We start from the raw sequence: 23,233 nt of genomic DNA, 5'->3' as shown, positions 1-23,233 counted from the left end.
GCACAAAGGTGAAACATGTCTAGCAATGATCGTGAGACCAGCGACGGCCTCCTCGAGAAGTTGATCGCAGTGAATCGTGTGGCCAAGACCGTCAAGGGTGGCCGCCAGATGAGCTTTACCGCCCTGACCGTGGTTGGTGATGGTGAAGGTCGTGTCGGCTTCGGCTACGGAAAGGCGCGTGAAGTGCCAATCGCAATCCAGAAGGCAATGGAGCGTGCTCGCAAGAACATGATCCGTGTGGAGCTCAAGGAAGGAACGCTGTGGCACGCCGTGAAGGCAAACCATGGCGCGGCTCGTGTCTACATGCAGCCGGCGTCCGAAGGTACTGGCGTGATTGCCGGTGGTGCCATGCGCGCTGTTCTGGAAGTGGTCGGCGTCAAGAACGTCCTGGCCAAGGCTGTGGGATCACGCAATCCAATCAATCTGGTCCGTGCAACCATCAATGGTCTGCAGGCCATGGCGACGCCCCAGGGCATCGCATCCAAGCGTGGCAAGACGCTCGAAGAGGTGATGGGCAATGGCTAACGAAAAGATCCAGACCGTGCGCGTGCGCCTGGTCAAGAGCCCCAATGGTTGTCAGGGGCGCCATCGACTGAGTGTGAAGGCCCTTGGCCTGCGCAAGCTCAATGATGTGCGCGTACTGAAGGATTCGCCGTCGGTACGTGGCCTGATCAATCAGGTCAGCTACCTTGTCCGCGTCGAAACAGACGCTTAAGCGTCCCGCAGAATCAGGAGTCGATTCCATGCGTCTCAATACACTCAAGCCGGCAGCCGGCGCTCGCAAAGAAGGCGTGCGCGTTGGTCGCGGCATCGGATCCGGCCTCGGCAAGACTTGCGGCCGCGGTCACAAGGGACAGTTTGCACGTTCCGGCAAAGGCAAGGTCAAGGCTGGTTTCGAAGGCGGACAGATGCCCTTGCAGCGCCGTCTGCCAAAGGTCGGTTTCCGCTCCAAAATGTCCATGGACATTTGCGAAGTGCTGCTCTATCAGCTCGACAAGCTCGATGTTGATGTTGTCGATTTCGACGCGCTCAAGGCTGCTGGCCTGACTGAGACTCGCGCTACCCGCGCGAAGATCGTCAAGAAAGGCGAAGTGACCAAGGCGATCAAGTTGCGTGGTGTGGCTGTCACGGCCGGCGCTCGCGCCGCGATCGAGGCTGCTGGCGGAAGCGTGGAGTAGTCGTGGCAGCATCGAAGTCCAGCGGATTGGCATCTCTCGGCAAGCTAACCGAGCTCAAGCAGCGCTTGTTGTTCGTCATGGGCGCCTTGATCGTGTTCCGTCTCGGTTCCTTCATCCCTGTTCCGGGTGTTAATCCCGATGCGATGGCTCGACTGATTTCCAACAGCGGCGGCCTGATCGACATGTTCAACATGTTCTCGGGTGGTGCGCTGAGTCGCTTCTCGCTGTTTGCGCTGGGCGTTATTCCCTACATCTCTGCATCCATTGTCGTGCAGTTGTTCAGTTCGGTCGTACCGGCCTGGCAAGCGCTGAAGAAGGAAGGCGAGTCGGGTCGGCGCAAGCTGACCATGTACACGCGCTGGGGAACCGTCGGGCTTTCAATGTTCCAGTCGTTTGGCGTTGCCACGATGCTGCAGACACAGGCGGGCGTTGTTTATGCGCCAGGCCCGAGCTTCGTCTTCGGAACCGTGGTCGGCCTGACCGCAGGCACCTTGTTCCTGATGTGGCTGGGCGAACAGATTACCGAGCGTGGCATTGGCAATGGTATTTCGCTGATCATTTTCGCCGGTATCGTGGCTGGATTGCCGACTGCTGTCGTGCATACCCTCGGCATGGCCAACAGCGGTGAGCTGACCTGGCTGAAACTGATGATGGTGCTGGTTGCCGTTCTTCTGGTTACTGCTTTCGTGGTCTTCATGGAGCGTGGTCAACGGCGAATAACCGTGAACTACGCGAGAAAGCAGGGTGGGGCCGGCAAGGCCTACATGAATCAGAGCTCGCATCTGCCGCTCAAGATCAACATGGCAGGCGTTATTCCGCCGATCTTTGCTTCGAGTCTGATTATGTTCCCGGCGACCGCCGCTGCATGGTTCAACAACTCCAGTGAGATCCGCTGGCTGCAGACGCTTACTGCGGCACTTGGTCCGGGCGAGCCTCTGCACATGCTGATCTACGCATCGATGATCGTGATTTTTGCGTTCTTCTACACTGCGCTGGTCTTCAACTCGCAGGAAACCGCCGACAACCTGAAACGGTCGGGAGCGCTGATTCCGGGCATCCGTCCGGGCAAGGCGACGGCGGACTATATCGACGGCGTGATGACGCGCCTGACAGGTATCGGTGCCATGTATCTGGTGGCCGTCTGCCTGGTGCCCGACCTGCTTCGAAACGCCTGGCACGTGCCGTTTTACTTTGGTGGCACGTCCTTGCTGATCGTGGTCGTCGTGGTGATGGACTTTACTGCGCAGATTCAGGCGCATCTGGTGTCCCATCAGTACGAAAGCCTGCTCAAGAAGGCGAACCTCAAGGGTCGCTAGGCTGAGACGGGGTAAAGCTGCTGCTGCCACCTTTCGCAGGGGATGGCCGCAGACGTTGAGGGGTTCCAGTTTCCCTCAATAACAGATAGAATACGAAGTTCACTGCGCATTTAGTTCTTTCGGAGAGAGTCAAACATGGCGCGCATTGCGGGTGTCAATCTTCCGGTCCAGAAGCACGCTTCGATCGGGCTGCAAAGCATTTATGGAATCGGCCGCTCGCGGTCGAAGAAGGTCTGTCTGGACGCGGGTGTCGCGCCGTCGACCAAAATCAAGGACCTGACCGAGGCAGAGGTCGAGAAGATCCGTCACGAGATCGCAAAGTACATTGTCGAGGGCGATCTGCGCCGCGAAGTGGGCATTGCGATCAAGCGACTGATGGATCTCGGCTGCTACCGCGGTTTGCGTCATCGTCGCGGGTTGCCGATGCGCGGCCAGCGCACACGCACAAATGCACGTACCCGCAAGGGTCCGCGTCGTGCGATCAGAAAATAATCTGCCCGGGATCGAATCATGAATAAGCCGGTCGCCAAGCCGAAGAAGAAGATCAAGCGCGTTGTGACTGACGCCATCTGCCATGTGCAGGCATCTTTCAACAATACTGTCGTCACGATTACCGATCGCCAAGGCAATGCCCTTTCCTGGGCAACTGCAGGTGGTGCCGGATTTCGTGGCTCACGCAAGTCCACGCCGTTTGCTGCCCAGGTGGCTGCGGAAAAGGCTGCCCGTGTCGCCGCTGAGTACGGAGTGAAGACGATTGAAGTGCGCATCAAGGGCCCAGGCCCCGGTCGCGAATCGGCTGTTCGTTCGTTGAACAATGTCGGCTTCAAGGTAACCAACATCATCGACGTGACGCCAATCCCGCATAACGGGTGCCGTCCGCCGAAGAAGCGTCGCGTCTAAAGGATACGGAAATGGCTCGTTATATCGGACCCACCTGCAAGCTGGCACGGCGCGAAGGCGCTGACCTCAGCCTCAAGAGCCCGGCGCGCGCGATCGATTCGAAGTGCAAGCTGGAACAAAAGCCTGGCCAACATGGCGCTGCCCGCAAGGGTCGTCTGTCGGACTACGGCGTTCAGCTGCGTGAGAAGCAGAAGGTCAAGCGCATCTATGGTCTGCTTGAGCGTCAGTTTCACAAGTACTACGTCAAGGCTTCGAACCAGAAGGGCAACACCGGTGAAAACCTGTTGCGCCAGTTGGAGACACGCCTCGACAACGTTATCTATCGCATGGGTTTCGCGGTAACGCGCGCCCAGGCTCGTCAACTTGTCGCCCACCGTGCAGTTTCGGTAAACGGCAAGCGCGTCAACCTGCCTTCCTATCAGGTCCGGCCAGGCGACGAGATCTCGCTCACCGAGAGCGCGCGCAGCCAGTTGCGTGTGCAGGAGTCGGTCACCGTCTCGCAAGAGATGGATCTGGTTCCAACTTGGGTTGAAGTGGACGCAAAGAAGTTCAGTGGCATTTTCAAGTCGCTGCCAGAGCGTTCCGACTTGCCCTCGGACATAAACGAGAGCCTGATCATCGAGCTCTACTCGAAGTAAATTCACCGCAACTTTCGGAGTCCCTGTTCATGGCAGGATCCACCAATGTGCTGCGTCCCCGCGGCATCCAAGTCGAGCGTATCGGAGCCAACCACGCCAAAGTCGTGGTTGAGCCTCTGGAGCGTGGCTTTGGCCATACCCTTGGCAATGCGCTGCGCCGCGTCTTGTTGTCGTCCATTCCTGGCTGCGCGATTGTCGAAGTAGAAATTGACAACGTGTTGCACGAGTACACGACACTTGAAGGTCTGCAGGAAGACGTCATTGAGGTTCTTCTGAACATCAAGGATGTCGCCATCCGCATGCAGGACGGTCAGAACGAAGCGACACTCAGCCTCAGCAAGAAGGGCAAGGGTGTTGTCACGGCTGCCGATATCACGGTTGACCACACTGTCGAGATCATCAATCCCGACCACGTGATCTGCAACCTGACCAAGGATGTCGCTCTGAACATGCGTCTGAAGGTCGTTCGCGGTGTCGGTTACCAACCGGCTGTCTCGCGTCGCCTGCCGGACGAAGAAGCTCGTCCAATTGGTCGTCTGCAGCTCGATGCCTCGTTCTGTCCGGTTAGTCGTGTCGCCTATCAGGTGGACAGTGCTCGTCTTGAGCAGCGCACCGACCTGGACAAGCTGGTTCTCGAGATTGATACCAACGGTGCGATTGATGCAGAAGAAGCAGTCCGCAAGGCTGCCGAGATCCTGCAGGACCAGATTTCCATCTTCGGCGACTTTACCCGTCGTGAAAGTACAGATGCAGCAACTGACAAGGGTGGTGTTGACCCGGTGCTGCTGCGTCCAATCGACGATCTCGAGCTGACAGTGCGTTCGGCCAACTGCCTGAAGGCAGAGAGCATCTATTACATCGGTGATCTGGTTCAGAAGACCGAAGTCGAGTTGCTGAAGACGCCAAACCTTGGCAAGAAGTCGCTGACGGAAATCAAGGACGTGCTTGGGCAGCGTGGTTTGTCGCTCGGCATGAAGCTTGAATCGTGGCCGCCGCCGGGTATTGCCCACGGCATGCAGCTTGGTTAATGCGATCGTGCGTGATCGCTGAGTAGTTGATATATCGGCCAGAGCACAAAGTGCGCTCTGGCCGAGTAGCAGAAACGGCCATCCATGGCTGCACTCATCAGAGAAGGCTTTCCTTCGATGGGTCTGCAACAAGGACATGCCTCTGTTTGAGGCAAATAATAGCGGGTAACCGCGGGGAGTCGGACACAGGTGCCGGCTTTTCATAACAACAGATAGCGAGAATTTTGCCATGCGCCACCAGAAATCCGGACGCAAACTCAATCGGACCAGCAGTCATCGCGAAGCGATGTTCAAGAATATGGCTGCGTCTCTGTTCAAGCACGAGCTGATTCGCACGACCCTGCCGAAGGCAAAGGAACTGCGTCGCGTTGCTGAGCCACTGATCACCCTTGCCAAGACAGATGGCGTTGCCAATCGCCGCCTTGCCTTCGCGCGGCTTCGTGACAAGCAGGCTGTTGGCAAGCTGTTCGTCGAACTTGGCCCACGTTTTCGTGAGCGCAAGGGCGGCTATCTGCGTATCCTCAAGTGCGGATTCCGCGTCGGCGATAGTGCTCCGATGGCCTACGTAGAGTTGCTCGACCGCCCACAGGCGGCTGCCGAATCCGCCGAGGATTGATGGCGCTGCAAGCAGGTCGAGAAAAGCCCCGCCCTGGCGGGGCTTTTTCGTTTCCGGCATTGTCCTCAGGAAATATTGAGGCATCGGAAACGGGGAACCACTACTATCGGAATCAGGTCCGTATTCGGGTCAATAAAGACAGGACAGGAGTTCAAGCATGGCCATGGTTCTAACATCCCGGCGTGTATTCGGTTTCATAGCGCTCGCTTGCGCGTTGCTGATGGGCTATGCGCTATTTGCTGAGCATGTGCAGGGATACCAGCCGTGCATGCTGTGCATGGTTCAGCGTGTTTTCGTTTGCCTGGTCGGGCTCACGGCTTTGATTGGATTCCTCCACGGCCCGGGGCGTGTCGGTTCGCGCATGTACGGGATGCTCGGCGCATTGTTCTCGCTTGGCGGAGCGTATATCGCCGGGCGCCATGTCTATCTCCAGCAATTGCCTCCCGAGGAACTTGAGGGGTGTGCGCCTTCGTTCTCGTATGCCATGGAGAACTACGATTCACTGAAATTTCTGAAGACGATTTTCATTCGTGATCAGGACTGTGGCGTCATCGATTGGACGTTTCTCGGTCTATCGATGCCGGGATGGGTGCTGGCGTGCTTCGCGGGATTTTTCGTGATTTCGCTCTGGGCCGGCTTTCGGCGCGCCTGATTTCACTCCATGGTCCGCTGTGGCATGATGGATGCCGCAGTGCAGCATGGGTGGGCGACAATGAAGCGCAAACGTAACGTGGTTGCGGTCCGGCAGGCGGAAAACTGGGGCGCTGCATCGTGGCGCAAATTTCCCGCCGTGCAGCAACCAACCTATGCTGATCAGGACGAGCTTCGATCTGCGCTGGATCAGCTTGGTCAGCTCCCACCCCTGGTGACCTCCTGGGAAATCCTGGCTTTGCGCGGCTTGCTTGCCGACGCTGCTGAAGGTCGACGATTCCTGCTTCAGGGAGGCGATTGCGCCGAAAGCTTCGATGACTGCACCTCCCCGCTGATTTCCAATCGGCTCAAGGTCATGCTGCAGATGAGCCTGGTCCTGACCCATGGACTCAAGCTCCCCATTGTTCGTGTTGGTCGCTTTGCCGGGCAGTATGCAAAGCCACGCTCGACCGACACTGAAACACGTGACGGCGTCACTTTGCCGAGTTATCGCGGTGACATCGTCAACGCGCCTGCATTCAGTGCGGACGCGCGCCGTGCTGATCCCAGGCGCCTGATCAAGGGGCATGCTCGATCAGCGATGACAATGAATTTCGTGCGCGCCTTGATAGATGGCGGATTCGCCGATCTGCACCACCCCGAGTACTGGGATCTGGCCTGGGTTGAACATTCGCCATTGCAGGGCGAGTATCGTCAGATGGTCGAGTCGATCGGAAACTCCCTGCGCTTCATGGAGACGCTGGCAGGCAGCTCGGTGGGTGAATTCCAGCGAGTCGATTTCCATACGTCGCATGAAGCCTTGCTGTTGCACTACGAAGAGGCGATGACGCGGCAGGTTCCGCGTCATTGGGGCTGGTTCAATCTTTCCACGCACTTTCCCTGGATTGGTATGCGCACGGCTGACATTGGCGGGGCGCACGTTGAGTATTGCCGCGGGATCCGCAATCCAATCGGCGTGAAGGTGGGCGTATCAACGTCAGCCGATCAGCTTTTGCGCCTCATCGATGTACTGGATCCGGACAACGAGCCGGGTCGATTGACCCTGATACACCGAATGGGCGCAAAACACGTGGCCAAGGCTTTGCCTCCGCTATTGGAGACGGTCAAGGCGGCAGGCCGGAAGGTGCTCTGGTGTTGCGATCCGATGCATGGGAATACCGAGTCGCTGGGTAGCGGCGTGAAGACGCGTAGGTTCGAGAATATCCGCGATGAACTTGACCAGGCATTCGATATTCACGAGGCGGCAGGCACGCGCCTGGGTGGCGTTCATCTCGAGCTTACCGGCGAGAATGTCACCGAATGCATGGGCGGAGCGCGGGATCTGACCGAGAATGATCTCAACCGAGCCTACAAGTCGATGGTCGATCCACGTCTCAACTATGAGCAATCGCTTGAGCTTGCCATGTTGATCGTGCGCAAGCGGGGCGATCTGGTCATGCCGGGCTGATTGGCAGTTTTTTGGACGAGTGCATGTCGTCGCGCAACCCGAGCCCGCAGCGAGTAGGCGTTGGCGAGTTCTGACTGCCTAGGCAGGCAAGACAAGGAAGATCGAGGTTCCGGCGATTGCCGTCCCGATCATGACCGCGACGATGACGTCGCTCGGATAGTGCAAGCCGAGAACGACCCTGGAAATTGCAATCATCACGGTAAATGGCAATAGCGCCATGAGCAGTGATGGATACCAGGCCGTGGCAACCATGCTGAAACAGACGGCATGCAGGGTATGCCCGGACGGGAAGCTGAACTCGTCCAGTGGTGCAATGTGGGCAACGATGCCGGCATGGCTGCGAAACGGCCTTGGACGTCGCGTCCAGCCCTTGAGCAGGCGATACATGCTGGCAGCGACCAATCCGATGGCTGCCATATGCAATGCGGCCATCCATCCTCGCTCACCACCGAACACGACCAAACCCATCATCAGGGCATACCAGACCGGGCCGTCGCCCAGGCGGCTGACCCAGCGAAACAGATGAACTGCGGCCCGGTCCGTCACCCAGCGGTTGCAGGCCTGACACAGTCGCCATTCACCGCTGCGAAGTTCGAATTTTTGCCAACCACCAACGCCGCTCATGCTGCTTTCTCCTGATCAAGCGAGACCAGCAAGTCTGCAAAGCTGGTGCTGACCGACTCCGGGCTGAGCGCGGATACGCCCAGACGAGCGGCGTGGCCGATCCGATTGCGCGCCGCCGAATCATCCGCAAGCGCGATGGCAGCGTGAATGAATGCGTGCTGGTTGGCGAGTGGGACACGGCAGCCGGTATGCTGATCGACAATGTGTTCTCTGGCGGCACCGTAGTCGAATGCGACTACAGGCACGCCGCTTGCCATGGCCTCTAGCGTGACGTTGCCGAAAGTTTCTGTTGTACTCGGAAAGAGAAACAAATCGCCACTTGCGTAGTGACACGCCAGATCCTTTCCGCGGCGCAGCCCGGCAAAGATGAAATCGGGGTTCGCCTCGGCAATGCGCGCTCTTTCGGGGCCGTCGCCGACAATTACGAATCGAGCTTCGGGCTGCGTGGCCTGGATCTGCCTGAATGCACGTACGGCCAGATTGAGGTTCTTCTCCGCTGCCAGCCGACCTACATGCACCACCGCGAGCTGGTCGTGATCAAGCCCCCATCGTGCGCGAAGCTGTAAATCGCGCCTTGCAGGATGGAACAGTTCGGTATCAACCGCCCGGCGCAGCACACGGACATTCCGGAATCGGTTCTTCTCAAGAAATGTGGCCAGCTCCGCAGTAGGTACGAGAGTAGCGGCAGCGCGGTTGTGAAATCGACGCATCCCGGCGAACACCAGCGGTGTCAGCCACGGGAAACCGTAGTGGCCGATGAAGTCGTCGAAGCGCGTGTGGAATCCTGTGCAGGCCGGTATCCCGAGCTTGCGTCCGGCAGCCAGCGCGCTGTGGCCGAGCGGTCCCTCGGTGGCCACGTACATGACCTGCGGACGTGCATTCCGCCAGCGCCGGAGCAGGCGCGACTGCGAGGGCAGCCCAAATCGCAGGCCGGGGTAGCGAGGCAGTGCGGCTCCGCCGACTAGAAGTTCATCGAACTCGTTCGCTGACAACAGATCGGCATCTTGTGGTGATCGCGGGCGAATGACCTCGACCTCGTGGCCGAGCCTGACAAGTCCGCGTGCCAGCGACTGCACGGTCAATGCGACACCATTGACCTCGGGCGGCCATGTCTCAGTGACGATTGCTACCCGCATGACACTCTCCTGCTTCCCATGCAGGGCATGCTGAGGCCTGTGTCTTAAGCGCTCGTTTCACGCGCATGACAGGGGTGTGACGCTTTTCGCGCCTGGCGAGGCCGCGCAATCGCGAATCCTGTGGCTTTGCAGGCATGCGCCGATGTAGCGGCCAGGATTCAGCGAGTGCGAGACCGTGCAGGATTGGACGGCCAGTGAATCCTTCAGCGGTGCGGGTCAGACCATCGCGCTGGCAGCGTGCTGTTTGATCGTCGCCAGCATGGAAGCCAGTCCATTGGATCGTGTCGGCGACAGATGTTTGGCCAGGCCTATGGACTCGATGAAGTGTGGCTCGGTGTCCAGTATTTCCTGTGCTGGCCGACCGGAGTAGACCCTCAGCAGGAGGGCGACCAGTCCCGAGACGATGGACGAATCACTCGCGGCATGGAACTCCATGCGCTGTGCATCGCCGCAAGCCCGGAGCCAGACCTGTGACTGACAGCCACTGACCTTGAAAAGGTCGGTGCGAAACTCATCCGGAAATTCGGGCAGCTTGCGGCCGAGATCGATCAGGTACTGATAGCGCTCGGTCCAGTCTCCGAAGAAACCGAATTCCTCGGCAATCGCAATCTGTGCCTGTTCCGCGCTGGCCTCGGCTGGTTGCGAAGTGGCCATGTCTTGTGTCGGTTCCATGCCTTTCCTGTCGTTGCCCCTGAACAATGCAAATTCGGGCTTTGCAAGCTGCAGTCCGAGCTTGCGGGTCCCGGCATCTGCAGAATATCTGTCAATCAGCCGCTTCGCCTGGCTGGACCACCTTCCAGCGACTTCCCTGGGCGCCGTCTTCTATGACGATGTGCTTTCTTGCAAGCGCATCCCGAATTTCATCCGCGCGGGTGAAGTTGCGTGCGGCTCTGGCTGCAATGCGTTCATCCAGCAATCCATCGACCCACTCAGGGTCGATGGATTCACCGCTTCCTGTCTGTTTGAACCAGACCTCCGGATCCTGCTGAAGCAGGCCTATCAGGCGCCCGGCTCCAAGAAGTGCCGCTTTCGTCCTGCGGCGCTCATCGTCCGTGCACGCCTTGCGCAACTGGTTCGCGAGATCCGCGAGCACGGCAAACGCGGCCGGGGTGTTGATGTCGTCACACAGGGCTTCCTCGAACGCAGGAGGAATGGTTTCCTCGTCCTGCCGGACATGTGTGTCGGCAAGGTCGCGCAAGACGCCATACCAACCGTCCAGCGTTGCACGGGCCTGGGTGAGCGTGCTTTCAGACCAGTCCAGTGGTTGCCGGTAGTGTGCACGCAGCAACAGGAAGCGAAGTACTTCCGGGGGGTAAATCTCGAGCAATTCATGCAGGACCATGACGTTGCCCAGTGACTTCGACATCTTCTTTCCGGCGAAAGTCAGCATGCCATTGTGCAACCAGTAGCGTGCGAATTTCTGGCCGCCATGCGCGCAGGTGCTCTGCGCGAGTTCGTTCTCGTGATGAGGAAACATCAGGTCATTTCCACCAGCATGAATATCGATGGTGTTGCCAAGATGGGCCGCGGCCATGGCGGAGCATTCGATATGCCAGCCAGGACGACCACGCCCCCACGGACTGGACCAGCCCGGGAGCTCATCGGAGGAAGGTTTCCAGAGTACGAAATCAGCCGGGTTCTTCTTGTAGGGCGCAACGTCCACGCGCGCCCCGGCGATCATGTCCTCAGTCGAACGCCCGGAAAGCTTGCCGTAGTCGGTATAGCTGGCAACGTCGAACAGGACGTGACCTTCAGCCACGTAAGCATTGCCGCTGGCGATCAGGTGCTCGCACATGTCGATGATTTCGGCCATGTGCGCCGTGGCGTGCGGAACCAGATCAGGTGGATCGACGCCAAGCCGGGCGATGTCTTCGTGATACGCCTTGGCGAAACGATCCGTGATCGTCGTGATCGGGACCCCGGCCTCTCTGGCCGCAGCGTTGATCTTGTCGTCAACGTCCGTGATGTTGCGGGCGTAGACAACCTTCTCGTATCGCCTGCGCAGGAGGCGTGCGAGAAGACCAAAAACAACAGCCGGGCGCGCATTGCCTATATGGATGTAGTCATAAACGGTTGGCCCGCAGACGTACATGGTGACCCGGGTAGGATCCTGTGGAATGAACTCCTCGACACGGCGCGTGAGGGTGTTGTGCAGGCGCAGATTCATGACATCCGGGTACTGGAATAGGGCAGCCCGGGATAATACCAGTCCGCTGGCGTGACCCGAATTGCCTCTGCCACGAGGATTGATCCTTGGGTCAGCATTCAGTAATCCTGTGCTGTAATTCTCACTACAACGTGGCCTTCGCATGCCGAATCGATGATCCGGTCCGAAAAGGCAGACCCCAAGCAGGTCTGGTCCGAGTGCCCAATCCCGATTTGGAGAGTGAGATGTTGAAGAGGTTCTTGATTGCCGCTGCCGCCGGCCTGGCCATGAACGCGATGGCGCAGCCACCGGATCGAGGCTATGAGGGCGATCGCGGCTCCGAAAACGTACGCCTTGCCTGGGCCGATGTACTTCGCGTGGATCCGGTCTACGACAACATCCAGTCCAGTCGCCCTCGTCAGGAATGCTACGAGGAGGACGTGGGCGTGCGTGATACCCGGGGAAACAACGCGGCAGGCACCATATTCGGCGCCATTGTCGGCGGTGCCCTGGGCAATCAGGTAGGCAAGGGCGATGGCCGCAAGGCCGCCACGATCGCTGGTGCGGTCATCGGTGGTGCAGTGGGCAACAACGCGGCGCGGCGTGACGATACCTACGGATCGCAGACCGAAACACGCTGCCAGACGGTGAATGAGGTCTACACAGAGCGCCGCATCGTGGGCTATGACGTCCAGTACCGCTATCGGGGAGATGTCTTCATGTCCCAGCTGGACTACGACCCGGGCGAGCGCATGCGGGTCCGGGTCAGCGTCGCTCCGGCAGAGTAGTACGCCTTCCGTGCCCGTGCGCACGGCCCGGCTACCCATGAGTCGGGTTCAGCCAGAGCGCTTCTGACGCCGTTTCTGTTGCACTGCGGCAGAATTGCCGGTAACGTCTCGACCATGATGAACAGCGCAATTGCCACGATCCAGATTTTGACCAGCGCCCGCATGGCTTCTGGCATGACTTCTCGTGCGCGTCGACCGGTGACCTTCAATCCGGCCGGGTAGCTTTCGCGCGCAATACGATTTTCGACGAAAACCCGGCCATCGTGCCGGGTTTTTTTGTTTTGCCACAAGGACTCTACGTGAACACACTGCATTTCCTGAACACCCAGGACTGGCCTCGTGATCGCCTCGATGCACTGCTGGACGAGGCGAGGAACTTCCAGAAATCCAGAATCGGCACTGCACTGCAGGGGAAGTCGATCGCGTTGTTGTTCTTCAACCCGTCGATGCGGACGCGTACCAGCTTCGAGTTGGGTGCTCATCAGCTGGGCGGCAAAGCCATCGTGCTGGCCCCTGGAAAGGATGCATGGCCGATCGAGTTCGAGATCGGTTCGGTCATGGATGGAGATACTGAAGAGCACATCGCCGAGGTCGCACGGGTACTCAGCCGATATGTCGACCTGATCGGCGTACGTGCGTTTCCAAAGTTCCAGGACTGGAGCGTCGACCGGGAGGATCACGTCATTCGGTCCTTCGCACGGTATTCGACTGTGCCGGTAATCAACATGGAAACGATTACCCACCCCTGTCAGGAATTGGCCCACATCATGGCCTTGCAGCAGCACCTGGGCACGGATCTTCGACGCCGCAAGTATGTGCTGACGTGGACGTACCACCCGAAACCGCTGAACACCGCCGTGGCCAACTCCGCCCTGCTGATTGCAACGCGCTACGGCATGGACGTGACCTTGCTGTGTCCGACCGACGAGTATCTGCTCGATCCTCGCTACATGGAATTTGCGCAGCAGAATGCCAGTGAGAACGGAGGCAGCCTTGGTATCAGTCATGACGTCGAAAGCGCCTACCGGGATGCCGATGTTGTGTACGCAAAGAGCTGGGGTGCAATACCGTATTTCGGTCGCTGGGAACAGGAGAAACCGATCCGCGATGCACACCAGCACTTCATCGTCGACGAAGCCAAGATGGCCCTGACCAACAAGGCCCTGTTCAGCCATTGCCTGCCGCTGCGGCGCAACGTCAAGGCCACGGATGCGGTAATGGATTCACCAGCGTGTATCGCCATCGACGAAGCCGAGAACCGCCTGCATGTGCAGAAGGCCGTGATGGCCGCACTAGTGCAGCCGGGAATGGAGAATGGGGAATAGCTGAAAGCTGAATCGCAAGCCTCACACTCCCTCAACCCAGGTAGAACCAGGAATTCCGTATGTCGACTGCTTCTTCAACCCCCCATTCCCCACTCCTCAGCCCCGAAAGCAAGGACGTTGTCCTTGCGTTTTCAGGGGGGCTCGACACGAGCTTCTGCATCCCGTACCTGCAGGAGCGCGGCTATGCCGTGCATACCGTATTCGCGGATACCGGCGGCGTCGATGATGACGAACGTGCGTTTATCGAGGCGCGTGCAGCAGAACTCGGCGCGGCCAGTCATGTGACAGTGGATGGCGGCCCGGCGATCTGGGATGGATTCGTGAAGCCGTTCATCTGGGCGGGTGAGGGCTACCAGGGGCAATATCCACTTCTGGTTTCTGATCGGTATCTGATCGTGGAGGCCGCCCTGAAGCGGGCAGACGAGTTGGGAACGCGGCTCGTCGCCCACGGATGTACCGGCATGGGCAATGATCAAGTGCGATTCGATCTCACTGTCAAGGCACTTGGCGACTACGGAATCATCGCGCCGATCCGCGAGATCCAGAAGGAACATGCCGAAGTTCGTGCGTATGAGCAGAAGTATCTCGAGGATCGGGGTTTCGAAGTCCGCGCGAAGCAAAAAGCCTACACGATCAACGAGAACCTGCTCGGATTGACCATGTCCGGTGGCGAGATCGATCGTTGGGAAGCGCCAGGCGAGGGTGCACGCGGGTGGTGCGCACCGCGCTCGGAATGGCCAACGAGTGCGTTGAGGGTGAAGTTGACATTCAGGAACGGCGAAGCCGTGAAACTCAACGATGAGCCTTTGCCTGGCCACCTGCTGCTGGCCAGGTTGAACGAACTGTTCGCCCCCTACGGCGTGGGTCGCGGGATGTACACCGGCGACACGACGATCGGGCTCAAGGGCAGGATCATCTATGAGGCGCCCGGCCTGTTCAGCTTGCTCTCAGCGCATCGTGCGCTCGAAGAGGCTGTGCTCTCGAAGGCACAGAACCGGTTCAAGCCAGGCGTGGCGAAGCAGTGGGTCGAACTCGTCTACGAAGGTTTCTTTCACGACCCGCTCAAGGCTGATCTCGAAGCGTTTCTCGACTCCAGCCAGCGTTGCGTCAATGGCGAAGTCACCCTCGAGACCCAGGGCGGCATCGTGCAGGCGATAACAGTAGTGTCGCCGCATATGCTCAATGCCAAGGGAGCAACCTACGCGCAGTCGGCAGACTGGGGCGTCGCCGAAGCCGAGGGCTTCATACGACTTTATGGCATGAGTTCGACCCTGTGGGCCGAGGTAAATCGGGAGCAGGGTTCGTGAGCGAGCCGCTTGCATCGACACTCACGCATCTGCGCGCGCTGGTTGCATTCGATACGCGCAATCCACCGCGAGCGATCGATACGGGTGGCATCTTCGGCTACCTGCGTCAAAATTTGCCAGGCTTCGAAGTGAGCGTCACCGATCACGGCGCGGGTGCGGTAAGCCTGCATGCCGTCCGCGGCAAGCCAAAATACCTGTTCAATGTGCATCTGGATACCGTTCCGGACTCGCCCCACTGGTCGGCAAATCCGTTCGAGTTGCGTGCTACCGCCGACAGGGCAATCGGCCTGGGTGCGTGTGACATCAAGGGTGCGGCGGCAGCACTGGTCGCTGCGGCGAACACTACCCAGGGCGATGCGGCTTTCCTGTTTTCCTCCGACGAGGAAGCAAATGATCCGCGTTGCATCGCCGCGTTCCTCGCGCGCGAGGTTCCATACGAGGCCGTGCTGGTCGCCGAGCCGACACAGTCCGAAGCCGTGCTCGCTCACCGCGGCATCAGCTCGGTGCTGATGCGATTCGCTGGAACAGCCGGACATGCTTCGGGGCAACAATCGCCGGCCGACAGCGCTTTGCACCAGGCCATTCGCTGGGGCGGTCTTGCGCTTGCCCATGTTGATTCCTGTGCGCACGAACGGTTTGGCGGACTGACCGGCTTGCGTTTCAACATCGGTCGCATCGAGGGAGGAATCAAGGCAAACATGATTGCGCCGGGCGCTGAATTGCGCTTTGGTTTCAGGCCATTGCCATCGACAGATGTCGAACGCCTACTGACGACATTCCGCGGCTTCGCAGATCCCGATCCTGCAGAATTCACAGAGACCTTTCGCGGCCCGAGTCTTCCCTCCGGCGCTATCGCCGATGCCGAATCACGCAGATTGGCTGCTCGCGACATCGCCGATGCGCTTGAGCTTCCGATTGGAAATGCGGTTGACTTCTGGACAGAGGCCTCGCTGTTCTCCCAGGCCGGCTACACCGCACTCGTTTATGGTCCGGGAGACATCGCCCAGGCACATGCTGCCGACGAATGGGTCGGCTTCGACCAACTGACAGCCTATGCCGAAACAGTCCGCAGGATCATCCATGAATAGTGCGACACGGCAAACCCGGCAGACTATCGTTCGTCTGCTCTCCAGCATGGCCAGCGCGAAGGAAATATCCCAGTACCTCAAGCGCTTCTCGCAAATCGACGCCAAGCGTTTCGCCGTGGTCAAGGTCGGCGGTGCGGTGCTTCGCGACGACCTGGATGCGTTGACTTCGTCGTTGGCGTTCCTGCAGGAAGTCGGATTGACTCCGATTGTCGTGCACGGAGCGGGACCGCAGCTCGACGCGGAGCTCGCTGCTGCCGGTATCGCGAAGAAGACGGTCAATGGCCTGCGCGTGACGTCGCCGGAAGCCCTGGCCATCGTGCGGCGCGTCTTCCAGGCGCAGAATCTCAAGCTCGTCGAGGCGCTCCAGGAAGGCGATACGCGCGCGACATCGATCAGCGGTGGTGTGTTCGAGGCGGACTACCTGGATCGCGACGAACTGGGTCTGGTCGGTCGAATCACGGGGGTGAACCTTGCTCCGATCGAGGCAAGCCTGCATGCGGGATCGATACCGGTCATTGCCAGTACCGGCGAGACGGCAGGCGGTCAGATCCTCAATATCAATGCGGATTTCGCCGCAAACGAACTGGTGCAGGTTCTGCAGCCGTACAAGATCATCTTCCTGACCGGAACCGGCGGATTGCTGGATGGTGACGACCATGTCATTGATTCGATCAACCTTTCGACGGAGTACGATCACCTGCTGACGCAACCATGGTTGCATTCGGGCATGCGCGTGAAGATCGAGCAGATCAAGGACCTGCTCGACCGCCTGCCGCTGACTTCGTCGGTGTCGATCACCAAGCCGGCCGAGCTTGCCAAGGAATTGTTTACCCACAAGGGCTCTGGAACCCTGATACGTCGAGGCGAGAAGGTGCTCACGGTTGCGTCATGGGGTGAGTTCGACTTGCCTCGGTTGCGCAGCCTGATTGAATCAAGTTTTTCGCGCAGGCTCGTTGATGACTATTTCGAACGAACGACATTGTTTCGTGCGTATGTCAGCGAGAACTATCGTGTTGCGCTCATACTTGTGGAGGATGGTGGGTTCACCTACCTCGACAAGTTTGCGGTACTCGATGATGCCCAGGGCGAAGGCCTTGGCCGCGCGGTCTGGCAGGTGATGCGTGATGAAAATCCGCGCCTGTTCTGGCGCTCGCGTCACGGCAACCCGGTCAATCCGTTTTACTACGCGGAGTCGGACGGGTGCTACAGGATGGAGAACTGGAAAGTGTTCTGGTATGGCATCACTGCATTCACGGAAATCGAGCGTTGCGTGGCGTTGAGTAGCTCCCGTGTCGCGACTCTGGCTGCGCCACTGGAATCGGCAGGATGATGATGAAGAGAATTGGCATTGTTGGCGCGCGCGGATACACGGGCGCGGAACTGATCCGTCTGGTTGCCGTACATCCGTCGCTCGAGCTGGCCTTTGTGTCATCGCGCGAACTGGACGGGCAGGGCGTGGCTGGCCATGTTGATGCTTACCACGGTGAACTCCGCTACGAATCGCTTGATGCCGACGCGGTCGCCGGCAAGGGCGCCGATGCGATCGTGCTGGCTTTGCCGAATGGTGCTGCGGGCATCTACGTGGATGCGATCAACGCGCAAGCCAGGAACACGCTGATCCTGGATTTGTCTGCCGATTACCGCAGCGACGGGGACTGGTACTACGGACTGCCTGAGCTTTCGCGTGCGCGCTATGCCAGACAGATCAGGATCAGTAATCCGGGTTGCTACGCCACCGCGATGCAGCTTGCCATTGCCCCGCTGGTCGAGGTGCTGGCTGGCCCGCCGCAGTGTTTCGGAGTGTCCGGCTATTCGGGGGCGGGTACGACGCCGTCAGACAAGAACGACGTGGACCAGCTGCGTGACAACCTGATGCCGTATTCACTGGTTGGACATGTGCATGAACGCGAGGTCTCGCGCCAGCTCGGCATCCCGGTCGAGTTCATGCCGCACGTGGCGCCGCATTTCCGCGGCATCACGATGACGGTGAATCTGTGGCTGCGAAACGCAATGAAGTTGGATGACATCATGTCGCGCTATCGTCAGTTTTATGCCGACGAGCCGTTGGTGCATGTGGTCGATGATGCGCCCTGGGTCAGTCGCATAGCCGGCAAGCACCATGCGGAGGTTGGCGGATTTGCTTTGGCCCCTGGCGGCAAGCGCGTCGTCGTCGTCGCGACGCTCGACAACCTTCTCAAGGGCGCGGCGACCCAGGCGATGCAGAACATCAATATCGCGTTCGGATTCAACGAAACGAGTGGGATTCCACTCGCATCGGCAACGCTGGAGAATGCGCAGTGAGCGACCTGCTTTGGCAGAAATCCGGTGTCAAGACCGATCAGCGCATCATGCGCTTTCTCGCTGGCGACGACGTTGTCCTGGATCGGGAATTCTTTCTTTTCGACATCGAGGCAAGTGCAGCACATGTGGAGGGCCTCGCCAGGATAGGACTTCTCAGCAAGGCCGAGGCCGGTGATCTGATCAGCGAGCTTGACCAGCTTGGCGAGGATTTCAAGAGCGGCGACTTCGTGCTCGACGAGCGCTTCGAAGATGGGCATTCGGCTATCGAGGCGCGGCTGATCGAGCGATTGGGAGACACCGGGCGCAAGGTCCATACGGGCCGCAGTCGAAACGATCAGGTACTGGTCGCGACAAGGCTCTGGCTGAAGTCGAGGCTGATGAACCTCTCCTCCATTTGTACGGCGGTCGCAAACATCTGCATCCATCGCGCAGAAAGTGATGTCTTGCCGATGCCTGGCTATACGCATCTCCAGCGTGCCGTTGTTTCCTCTACGGCGATGTGGTTTGCAGCTTTTGCGGAGGCGTTCATCGACAACGCCTGGCGGGCACGTCAGACTTTCGCACTGATAGATGCCAATCCGCTAGGCACGGCAGCTGGATACGGCGTCAACCTGGGCCTTGATCGCGAATTCACGACACGCAAGCTGGGATTCGCGCGCATGCAGGTCAGTCCAATCTACACGCAGTTGTCGCGCGGAAAGTTCGAGATGGCGGCGCTTGATGCACTGGGTGCCGCGACGCTCGACTTGCGTCGCCTGGCCTGGGACCTGTCGCTGTTCACTACTACGGAGTTCGATTTCGTCAGCTTGCCAACGCAATACACTACGGGCAGCTCGATCATGCCGAACAAGCGCAACCCGGATGTCATCGAGCTGATGCGTGCGAGTCATGCCAGTGTGGCTGCGGCGCGCACCGAGATCGAGCAGTTGCTTTCCCTGCCGACTGGCTACCAGCGCGATCTTCAATCCAGCAAGGGATCGCTGGTACATGGTTTTCATCGCGGCCTTGGTGCACTCGCCTTGCTGCCGGACCTGTTGACGAATTTTGGATGGAATGCAGAGAAGATGCGATCGGCGATCGAGCCGTCGATGTACGCGACCGATGTTGCGATCGAGGCGGCGGTGGCCGGCGTGCCGTTCCGGGAGGCCTATCGCGCTGCGGCGGAAAGCGGCAACCAGGCAGGCGACGGGCGCAATCCTGAATCCAGTCTCGCTGCACGCACCTCTCCGGGTTCGGGGTCGAACATGTGTCTTGACGCGTTGCGTGATCGACTTTCTGGCTTGCAGTAATTATCGGCGCCCCCTCCCTTGATGGCGGTCATGCCTTGGAATACGGAAACAACCAATGAAAAAAATTGCATCTGCCCATCAATTCACAGAACAGCCCTTGCCCACCTGGCGGCGTGCTGTCCTGAAAGTTGGCAGCAGTCTGCTCGCGGCCGATGGCACCGGACTCGATCCTGATCATGTGCTTAGGCTGGCGCGCTTCGTCGCTGCGAGCCACGCAGCCGGCCGCGAAGTCGTCATCGTGTCTTCCGGTGCAGTGGCGGCGGGCCGCACTCTGGTCTTGAAGCAGCCAGGCCTGGGTCAGGCAATGGCCGAGCGTCAGGCCCTCGCGGCCCTTGGCCAGGTGCAGATGATCGGGCTTTGGCAGCGCCTGTTCGAGCGTCCTGTGGCTCAGGTCCTGTTGACCCATGATGACCTGCGCAATCGTCGGCGTTACCTCAAGGCCCGCATGACCCTGCTTGAATTGCTCCGGGTGGGCGCGCTGCCCATCGTCAACGAAAACGATACAGTTGCGGTTGACGAGCTGCGCCTTGGCGACAACGACAATCTCGCCGCCATTGTTGCCGCACTCGCCGACGCGGACTTGTTGCTGATTGCCACCGACATCGATGGCTTGTACACGGGCAATCCGCGCGTGGATGCCGATGCCGAACCAATTCTCGAATTGACCGGTGTAAGCCAGGAATCCATGGACATGGCGGGAGGAGCCGGTTCAACGTCAGGCACGGGCGGCATGGTGACCAAGCTCGAGGCGGCGACAAAGGCGGCCAACGCCGGCATTGAAACGATCCTGTTCAACGGCACCAATGCGGAGACGGTCCGCTTGCTCGGCGAGGGACGCCTGCGAGGCACCCGCCTGCGTTCTACCAAGAAGCGACTTGCCGCGCGCAAGTACTGGTTGCGTCACGTGCCGCTGGTACCAGGCGCAATCCTTATTGATGAAGGCGCGGCGCGCGCGCTCAAAGCCAAGGGCGCGTCCTTGCTGCCACTCGGGATTGTCGGCGCACTCGGTGAATTCGCCCGTGGTGACATGGTTGAAATCATCTGCTGCATAGAAGGCGGGGAGCGCCGCGTAGGGCGTGGCCTTACCCAGTATTCCGCGGTCGACATTCGCCGCATCGCCCGTCGCCACACGCGAGATATCGATGCCGTGCTCGGCTATCACTATGGCGAAAGCGTCGTTCACCGCGATGACATGGTGACCGGCTGATACCTGCCTCGCGCAATGCATCGCAAGCGCCGGCTGGCATGCCGGGGCAACCTTCTTTTTTCTACAGGCCCAAGACCATGACGAATGACATGAAATCCGCGGCACTGCAGTGCCGTGAAGCTGCACAGGCTGTCGCCGCGCTTTCCTCCCAGGCCAAGCATGACCTGCTGATCGCGATGGCCGAACGGATCGAGGCGAACCTTTCGTCGATTCTTGAGGCCAACGCGCTGGACATGCGCAACGCCGGCGAGCGAGGTATCGCCCCGGCAATGCTCGATCGGCTACGCCTCGATGCGGATCGCGTCGCGGGCATTACGCGCGGTCTGCGCGAAGTTGCCGGTCTGGCTGATCCGGTCGGTCAGGTTACCCATCGTGATACGCGGCCGAACGGCATCGTCGTGGAGCGAGTGCGCGTTCCCCTCGGTGTCATCGCAATGATTTACGAGGCGAGGCCCAACGTCACCGTCGATGCTGCCGCGCTTTGCCTGAAGGCTGGCAACGGCGTGATCCTGCGTGGTGGTTCCGAGGCTATCAATTCCAACCGTGCACTGGACAACCTGCTCAAGCAATGTCTCAGCGAGGCCGGTGTGCCGGCCGCAGCCCTGATTCTTGTCGAGGACCTGCGCCGCGAAGCCATGGTCGAGTTGTTGCAGCTCAACGACATCATCGACTTGGCCATCCCGCGCGGCGGCGAAGGCCTGATCCGCTTTGTCGCCGAGCATGCGCGCGTGCCAGTGATCAAGCACTACAAGGGCGTCTGCCACCTTTTCGTCGACAAGGCCGCGAATCTCGATCTGGCGCTTGATCTGCTGATCGATGGCAAGGCCAGCCGGCCCAGCGCCTGCAACGCGCTGGAAACGCTGCTCGTACACGCTGACGTGGCCGCCACCTTCCTTCCGCGTGCCGCGGCGGCGCTTGCCGCACGCAACGTCGAGATGCGTGGGTGCGAGCGCACACGCTCCATACTTGCGGACATCCCCGCAGCCACCGATGAGGATTTCGCGGCCGAGTATCTTGATCTGATTATCGCGATTCGCGTCGTGGACGATCTCGATGCTGCGCTCACGCACATCCGCCAGTACAGTTCCGATCACACCGAAGTGATCGTGACCGAAGACGAGCAAGCCGCTGAAAGGTTCGTGGCGGCATTGCGCTCCGCCGTCGTCATGGTCAATGCGTCGTCGCGGTTCAGCGATGGCGGCGAACTCGGCCTCGGTGCGGAAATCGGAATCTCGACGACGCGACTGCATTCATACGGCCCCATGGGCATCGAGGCACTGACCATCGAGCGCTACGTATTGCATGGGAGTGGTCAGGTCAGGCACCCACGCTTCAGCGAGGACGCGTCCGGACAGCCGTGATTGATCCATCGATCATGCCGCGGGCTGTTAGTCTCCGCAGGTGTGCGAATGACAGGTTCGCCGCAACTCCCTCTTGCTAGTCGACGCGCAATGACCCGAGCCCCCGATCTGGACGACAAATCGCGATTACTGGTGGTTGTCCCACATCCGGACGACGAAACGCTGGCCACAGGAGGTTTGATCCAGATGGCGCTGGCGGCCGGGTCGAAATTGCGAGTCGTTATCGCGACCGATGGCGACAACAACCCGTGGCCACAGCGCTGGATCGAAAAGCGCTTGCGTATCGATGCGTCTGCGCGCAAACGCTGGGGCGCACGGCGCCGTGGCGAAGTCGCGATGGCGCTCGCCCGACTAGGCGTTGCGGAGCAGGAAACGCGCTACTACGGATGGCCGGATCAGGGGCTTTCCGCACTGCTCATGCATGGCTCGACAGCTACGGATCAACTGGCCGGGGAGATCCTCGATTTCGCACCCACTGTCCTGGTCGCGCCTTCGCTGTCCGACTTGCATCCTGATCACAACGCGCTGGGCACGATGCTGGATATTGCCTTGTCATCAGGTCCGTTCGCGAGAATTCCGCGACTCGATTTTGTCGTCCACGGCTCGTTGCCGGATGTTCATGGCCTTGCCGTGCCTGTCAACGATGCGTATGCCGACCGCAAGCTCCACGCGCTGCAGGCTCACACAAGCCAGTTGGCTTTGAGTGGGAAGCGCATGACCCGTTTGTGCAAGCGTCGTGAATGGTTCGAGTCTGCGGGGTTGGAAAGGGCTGGAGGCACTGATCCGGTACCACTGGCCTGGCAATGGCAGATCAGTCCGCTCCGTATCCGGCTGCAGCGGCATGCGGTATTCCTGATTGCCAGAACAGGTACCGAAATTCAGCGTAT

Annotated in this window: 25 protein-coding genes; 21 read left to right on the top strand and 4 right to left on the bottom strand. The window is 59.6% G+C overall.

Going from position 1 to position 23,233, the window contains the following annotated elements; translation table 11 throughout:
* Positions 1 to 15 precede the first annotated feature (15 nt).
* From rpsE to WBP53_RS01745, 11 genes are all read left to right on the top strand, one after another.
* Complete coding sequence (gene rpsE / locus WBP53_RS01795; RefSeq protein WP_423925328.1) at positions 16 to 525, top strand: 30S ribosomal protein S5; 510 nt, start codon at positions 16 to 18, stop codon at positions 523 to 525.
* The gene (rpmD, locus tag WBP53_RS01790; protein ID WP_423925326.1) at positions 518 to 715 is read left to right on the top strand and encodes a 50S ribosomal protein L30; all 198 of its coding nucleotides are present in this window, start codon (positions 518 to 520) and stop codon (positions 713 to 715) included. Before rpsE ends, rpmD begins: the two co-directional genes overlap by 8 nt.
* 28 nt (positions 716 to 743) lie before the next feature.
* Positions 744 to 1,178, top strand: coding sequence for a 50S ribosomal protein L15 (rplO, locus tag WBP53_RS01785; RefSeq protein WP_423925324.1), 435 nt, complete (start codon positions 744 to 746; stop codon positions 1,176 to 1,178).
* Positions 1,179 to 1,180: 2 nt separating this feature from the next.
* Positions 1,181 to 2,494 carry a preprotein translocase subunit SecY gene (gene secY, locus WBP53_RS01780; protein WP_423925322.1) on the top strand — a complete coding sequence of 438 codons (1,314 nt, stop codon included), beginning with the start codon at positions 1,181 to 1,183 and terminating at the stop codon, positions 2,492 to 2,494.
* A gap of 135 nt (positions 2,495 to 2,629) precedes the next feature.
* Positions 2,630 to 2,986 carry a 30S ribosomal protein S13 gene (rpsM, locus tag WBP53_RS01775; protein ID WP_423925320.1) on the top strand — a complete coding sequence of 119 codons (357 nt, stop codon included), beginning with the start codon at positions 2,630 to 2,632 and terminating at the stop codon, positions 2,984 to 2,986.
* An 18-nt stretch (positions 2,987 to 3,004) separates the two neighbouring features.
* Positions 3,005 to 3,394 (top strand): 30S ribosomal protein S11, encoded by a 390-nt coding sequence (rpsK, locus tag WBP53_RS01770; RefSeq protein ID WP_092406434.1) that lies wholly within the window; start codon positions 3,005 to 3,007, stop codon positions 3,392 to 3,394.
* An 11-nt stretch (positions 3,395 to 3,405) separates the two neighbouring features.
* A complete protein-coding gene (gene rpsD, locus WBP53_RS01765; protein ID WP_423925317.1) occupies positions 3,406 to 4,032 on the top strand; it encodes a 30S ribosomal protein S4 in 627 nt (208 codons plus the stop codon).
* A gap of 29 nt (positions 4,033 to 4,061) precedes the next feature.
* A complete protein-coding gene (locus tag WBP53_RS01760) occupies positions 4,062 to 5,060 on the top strand; it encodes a DNA-directed RNA polymerase subunit alpha (protein WP_423925316.1) in 999 nt (332 codons plus the stop codon).
* A gap of 229 nt (positions 5,061 to 5,289) precedes the next feature.
* The gene (gene rplQ / locus WBP53_RS01755; RefSeq protein WP_423925314.1) at positions 5,290 to 5,676 is read left to right on the top strand and encodes a 50S ribosomal protein L17; all 387 of its coding nucleotides are present in this window, start codon (positions 5,290 to 5,292) and stop codon (positions 5,674 to 5,676) included.
* Positions 5,677 to 5,833: 157 nt separating this feature from the next.
* A complete protein-coding gene (locus WBP53_RS01750) occupies positions 5,834 to 6,328 on the top strand; it encodes a disulfide bond formation protein B (RefSeq protein WP_423925312.1) in 495 nt (164 codons plus the stop codon).
* Positions 6,329 to 6,388: 60 nt separating this feature from the next.
* Entirely contained in the window at positions 6,389 to 7,774 is a 1,386-nt protein-coding gene (locus tag WBP53_RS01745; protein ID WP_423925310.1) for a class II 3-deoxy-7-phosphoheptulonate synthase, read from the top strand.
* A 78-nt stretch (positions 7,775 to 7,852) separates the two neighbouring features.
* Here the strand turns inward: WBP53_RS01745 and WBP53_RS01740 are convergent, their stop codons facing one another.
* The 4 genes from WBP53_RS01740 to cysS form a co-directional block, all read right to left on the bottom strand.
* Positions 7,853 to 8,398 (bottom strand): phosphatase PAP2 family protein, encoded by a 546-nt coding sequence (locus WBP53_RS01740; protein WP_423925308.1) that lies wholly within the window; start codon positions 8,396 to 8,398, stop codon positions 7,853 to 7,855.
* Entirely contained in the window at positions 8,395 to 9,534 is a 1,140-nt protein-coding gene (locus tag WBP53_RS01735) for a glycosyltransferase family 4 protein (protein WP_423925306.1), read from the bottom strand. The genes WBP53_RS01740 and WBP53_RS01735 overlap by 4 nt, the downstream gene beginning before the upstream one ends.
* A 216-nt stretch (positions 9,535 to 9,750) precedes the next feature.
* Positions 9,751 to 10,188, bottom strand: coding sequence for a SufE family protein (locus WBP53_RS01730; RefSeq protein ID WP_423925330.1), 438 nt, complete (start codon positions 10,186 to 10,188; stop codon positions 9,751 to 9,753).
* A 109-nt stretch (positions 10,189 to 10,297) separates the two neighbouring features.
* Positions 10,298 to 11,701, bottom strand: coding sequence for a cysteine--tRNA ligase (gene cysS, locus WBP53_RS01725; RefSeq protein ID WP_423925304.1), 1,404 nt, complete (start codon positions 11,699 to 11,701; stop codon positions 10,298 to 10,300).
* Between the two features lie 224 nt (positions 11,702 to 11,925).
* Between cysS and WBP53_RS01720 the strand changes: the two genes are divergently transcribed.
* The 10 genes from WBP53_RS01720 to WBP53_RS01675 form a co-directional block, all read left to right on the top strand.
* The gene (locus WBP53_RS01720) at positions 11,926 to 12,468 is read left to right on the top strand and encodes a glycine zipper 2TM domain-containing protein (RefSeq protein ID WP_423925302.1); all 543 of its coding nucleotides are present in this window, start codon (positions 11,926 to 11,928) and stop codon (positions 12,466 to 12,468) included.
* 299 nt (positions 12,469 to 12,767) lie between these two features.
* The gene (locus WBP53_RS01715) at positions 12,768 to 13,793 is read left to right on the top strand and encodes an N-acetylornithine carbamoyltransferase (RefSeq protein WP_423925300.1); all 1,026 of its coding nucleotides are present in this window, start codon (positions 12,768 to 12,770) and stop codon (positions 13,791 to 13,793) included.
* A 59-nt stretch (positions 13,794 to 13,852) separates the two neighbouring features.
* A complete protein-coding gene (locus WBP53_RS01710; protein ID WP_423925298.1) occupies positions 13,853 to 15,100 on the top strand; it encodes an argininosuccinate synthase in 1,248 nt (415 codons plus the stop codon).
* Positions 15,097 to 16,188 carry an acetylornithine deacetylase gene (locus WBP53_RS01705; protein WP_423925296.1) on the top strand — a complete coding sequence of 364 codons (1,092 nt, stop codon included), beginning with the start codon at positions 15,097 to 15,099 and terminating at the stop codon, positions 16,186 to 16,188. The genes WBP53_RS01710 and WBP53_RS01705 overlap by 4 nt, the downstream gene beginning before the upstream one ends.
* Positions 16,181 to 17,518 carry an acetylglutamate kinase gene (locus WBP53_RS01700; protein WP_423925294.1) on the top strand — a complete coding sequence of 446 codons (1,338 nt, stop codon included), beginning with the start codon at positions 16,181 to 16,183 and terminating at the stop codon, positions 17,516 to 17,518. The genes WBP53_RS01705 and WBP53_RS01700 overlap by 8 nt, the downstream gene beginning before the upstream one ends.
* Positions 17,515 to 18,489 carry an N-acetyl-gamma-glutamyl-phosphate reductase gene (gene argC, locus WBP53_RS01695; RefSeq protein ID WP_423925292.1) on the top strand — a complete coding sequence of 325 codons (975 nt, stop codon included), beginning with the start codon at positions 17,515 to 17,517 and terminating at the stop codon, positions 18,487 to 18,489. Before WBP53_RS01700 ends, argC begins: the two co-directional genes overlap by 4 nt.
* Entirely contained in the window at positions 18,486 to 19,778 is a 1,293-nt protein-coding gene (locus tag WBP53_RS01690) for an argininosuccinate lyase (protein WP_423925290.1), read from the top strand. The genes argC and WBP53_RS01690 overlap by 4 nt, the downstream gene beginning before the upstream one ends.
* 55 nt (positions 19,779 to 19,833) lie before the next feature.
* Positions 19,834 to 20,985 carry a glutamate 5-kinase gene (gene proB, locus WBP53_RS01685; protein WP_423925288.1) on the top strand — a complete coding sequence of 384 codons (1,152 nt, stop codon included), beginning with the start codon at positions 19,834 to 19,836 and terminating at the stop codon, positions 20,983 to 20,985.
* 77 nt (positions 20,986 to 21,062) lie between these two features.
* Positions 21,063 to 22,346, top strand: coding sequence for a glutamate-5-semialdehyde dehydrogenase (locus WBP53_RS01680; protein WP_423925286.1), 1,284 nt, complete (start codon positions 21,063 to 21,065; stop codon positions 22,344 to 22,346).
* A gap of 90 nt (positions 22,347 to 22,436) precedes the next feature.
* Positions 22,437 to 23,233: PIG-L deacetylase family protein (locus WBP53_RS01675; protein ID WP_423925284.1), on the top strand; the 797-nt coding region annotated here is incomplete at its 3' end.

The organism is Dokdonella sp. (assembly GCF_049593775.1).
Classification (GTDB): domain Bacteria; phylum Pseudomonadota; class Gammaproteobacteria; order Xanthomonadales; family Rhodanobacteraceae; genus Dokdonella.
Note: the sequence above shows the minus strand (reverse complement) of the source record. Positions and strands in the feature narration are given on the sequence as shown.

Bases quoted from the DNA above. Each gene is read 5' to 3' on its own strand.
- rpsE (WP_423925328.1), top strand. From the start codon at position 16: ATGTCTAGCAATGATCGTGAGACCAGCGACGGCCTCCTCGAGAAGTTG.
- rpmD (WP_423925326.1), top strand. From the start codon at position 518: ATGGCTAACGAAAAGATCCAGACCGTGCGCGTGCGCCTGGTCAAGAGC.
- rplO (WP_423925324.1), top strand. From the start codon at position 744: ATGCGTCTCAATACACTCAAGCCGGCAGCCGGCGCTCGCAAAGAAGGC.
- rpsM (WP_423925320.1), top strand. From the start codon at position 2,630: ATGGCGCGCATTGCGGGTGTCAATCTTCCGGTCCAGAAGCACGCTTCG.
- rpsK (WP_092406434.1), top strand. From the start codon at position 3,005: ATGAATAAGCCGGTCGCCAAGCCGAAGAAGAAGATCAAGCGCGTTGTG.
- rpsD (WP_423925317.1), top strand. From the start codon at position 3,406: ATGGCTCGTTATATCGGACCCACCTGCAAGCTGGCACGGCGCGAAGGC.
- WBP53_RS01760 (WP_423925316.1), top strand. From the start codon at position 4,062: ATGGCAGGATCCACCAATGTGCTGCGTCCCCGCGGCATCCAAGTCGAG.
- rplQ (WP_423925314.1), top strand. From the start codon at position 5,290: ATGCGCCACCAGAAATCCGGACGCAAACTCAATCGGACCAGCAGTCAT.
- WBP53_RS01750 (WP_423925312.1), top strand. From the start codon at position 5,834: ATGGCCATGGTTCTAACATCCCGGCGTGTATTCGGTTTCATAGCGCTC.
- WBP53_RS01745 (WP_423925310.1), top strand. From the start codon at position 6,389: ATGAAGCGCAAACGTAACGTGGTTGCGGTCCGGCAGGCGGAAAACTGG.
- WBP53_RS01740 (WP_423925308.1), bottom strand. From the start codon at position 8,398: ATGAGCGGCGTTGGTGGTTGGCAAAAATTCGAACTTCGCAGCGGTGAA.
- WBP53_RS01735 (WP_423925306.1), bottom strand. From the start codon at position 9,534: ATGCGGGTAGCAATCGTCACTGAGACATGGCCGCCCGAGGTCAATGGT.
- WBP53_RS01730 (WP_423925330.1), bottom strand. From the start codon at position 10,188: ATGGCCACTTCGCAACCAGCCGAGGCCAGCGCGGAACAGGCACAGATT.
- cysS (WP_423925304.1), bottom strand. From the start codon at position 11,701: ATGAATCTGCGCCTGCACAACACCCTCACGCGCCGTGTCGAGGAGTTC.
- WBP53_RS01720 (WP_423925302.1), top strand. From the start codon at position 11,926: ATGTTGAAGAGGTTCTTGATTGCCGCTGCCGCCGGCCTGGCCATGAAC.
- WBP53_RS01710 (WP_423925298.1), top strand. From the start codon at position 13,853: ATGTCGACTGCTTCTTCAACCCCCCATTCCCCACTCCTCAGCCCCGAA.
- WBP53_RS01700 (WP_423925294.1), top strand. From the start codon at position 16,181: ATGAATAGTGCGACACGGCAAACCCGGCAGACTATCGTTCGTCTGCTC.
- argC (WP_423925292.1), top strand. From the start codon at position 17,515: ATGATGATGAAGAGAATTGGCATTGTTGGCGCGCGCGGATACACGGGC.
- proB (WP_423925288.1), top strand. From the start codon at position 19,834: ATGAAAAAAATTGCATCTGCCCATCAATTCACAGAACAGCCCTTGCCC.
- WBP53_RS01680 (WP_423925286.1), top strand. From the start codon at position 21,063: ATGACGAATGACATGAAATCCGCGGCACTGCAGTGCCGTGAAGCTGCA.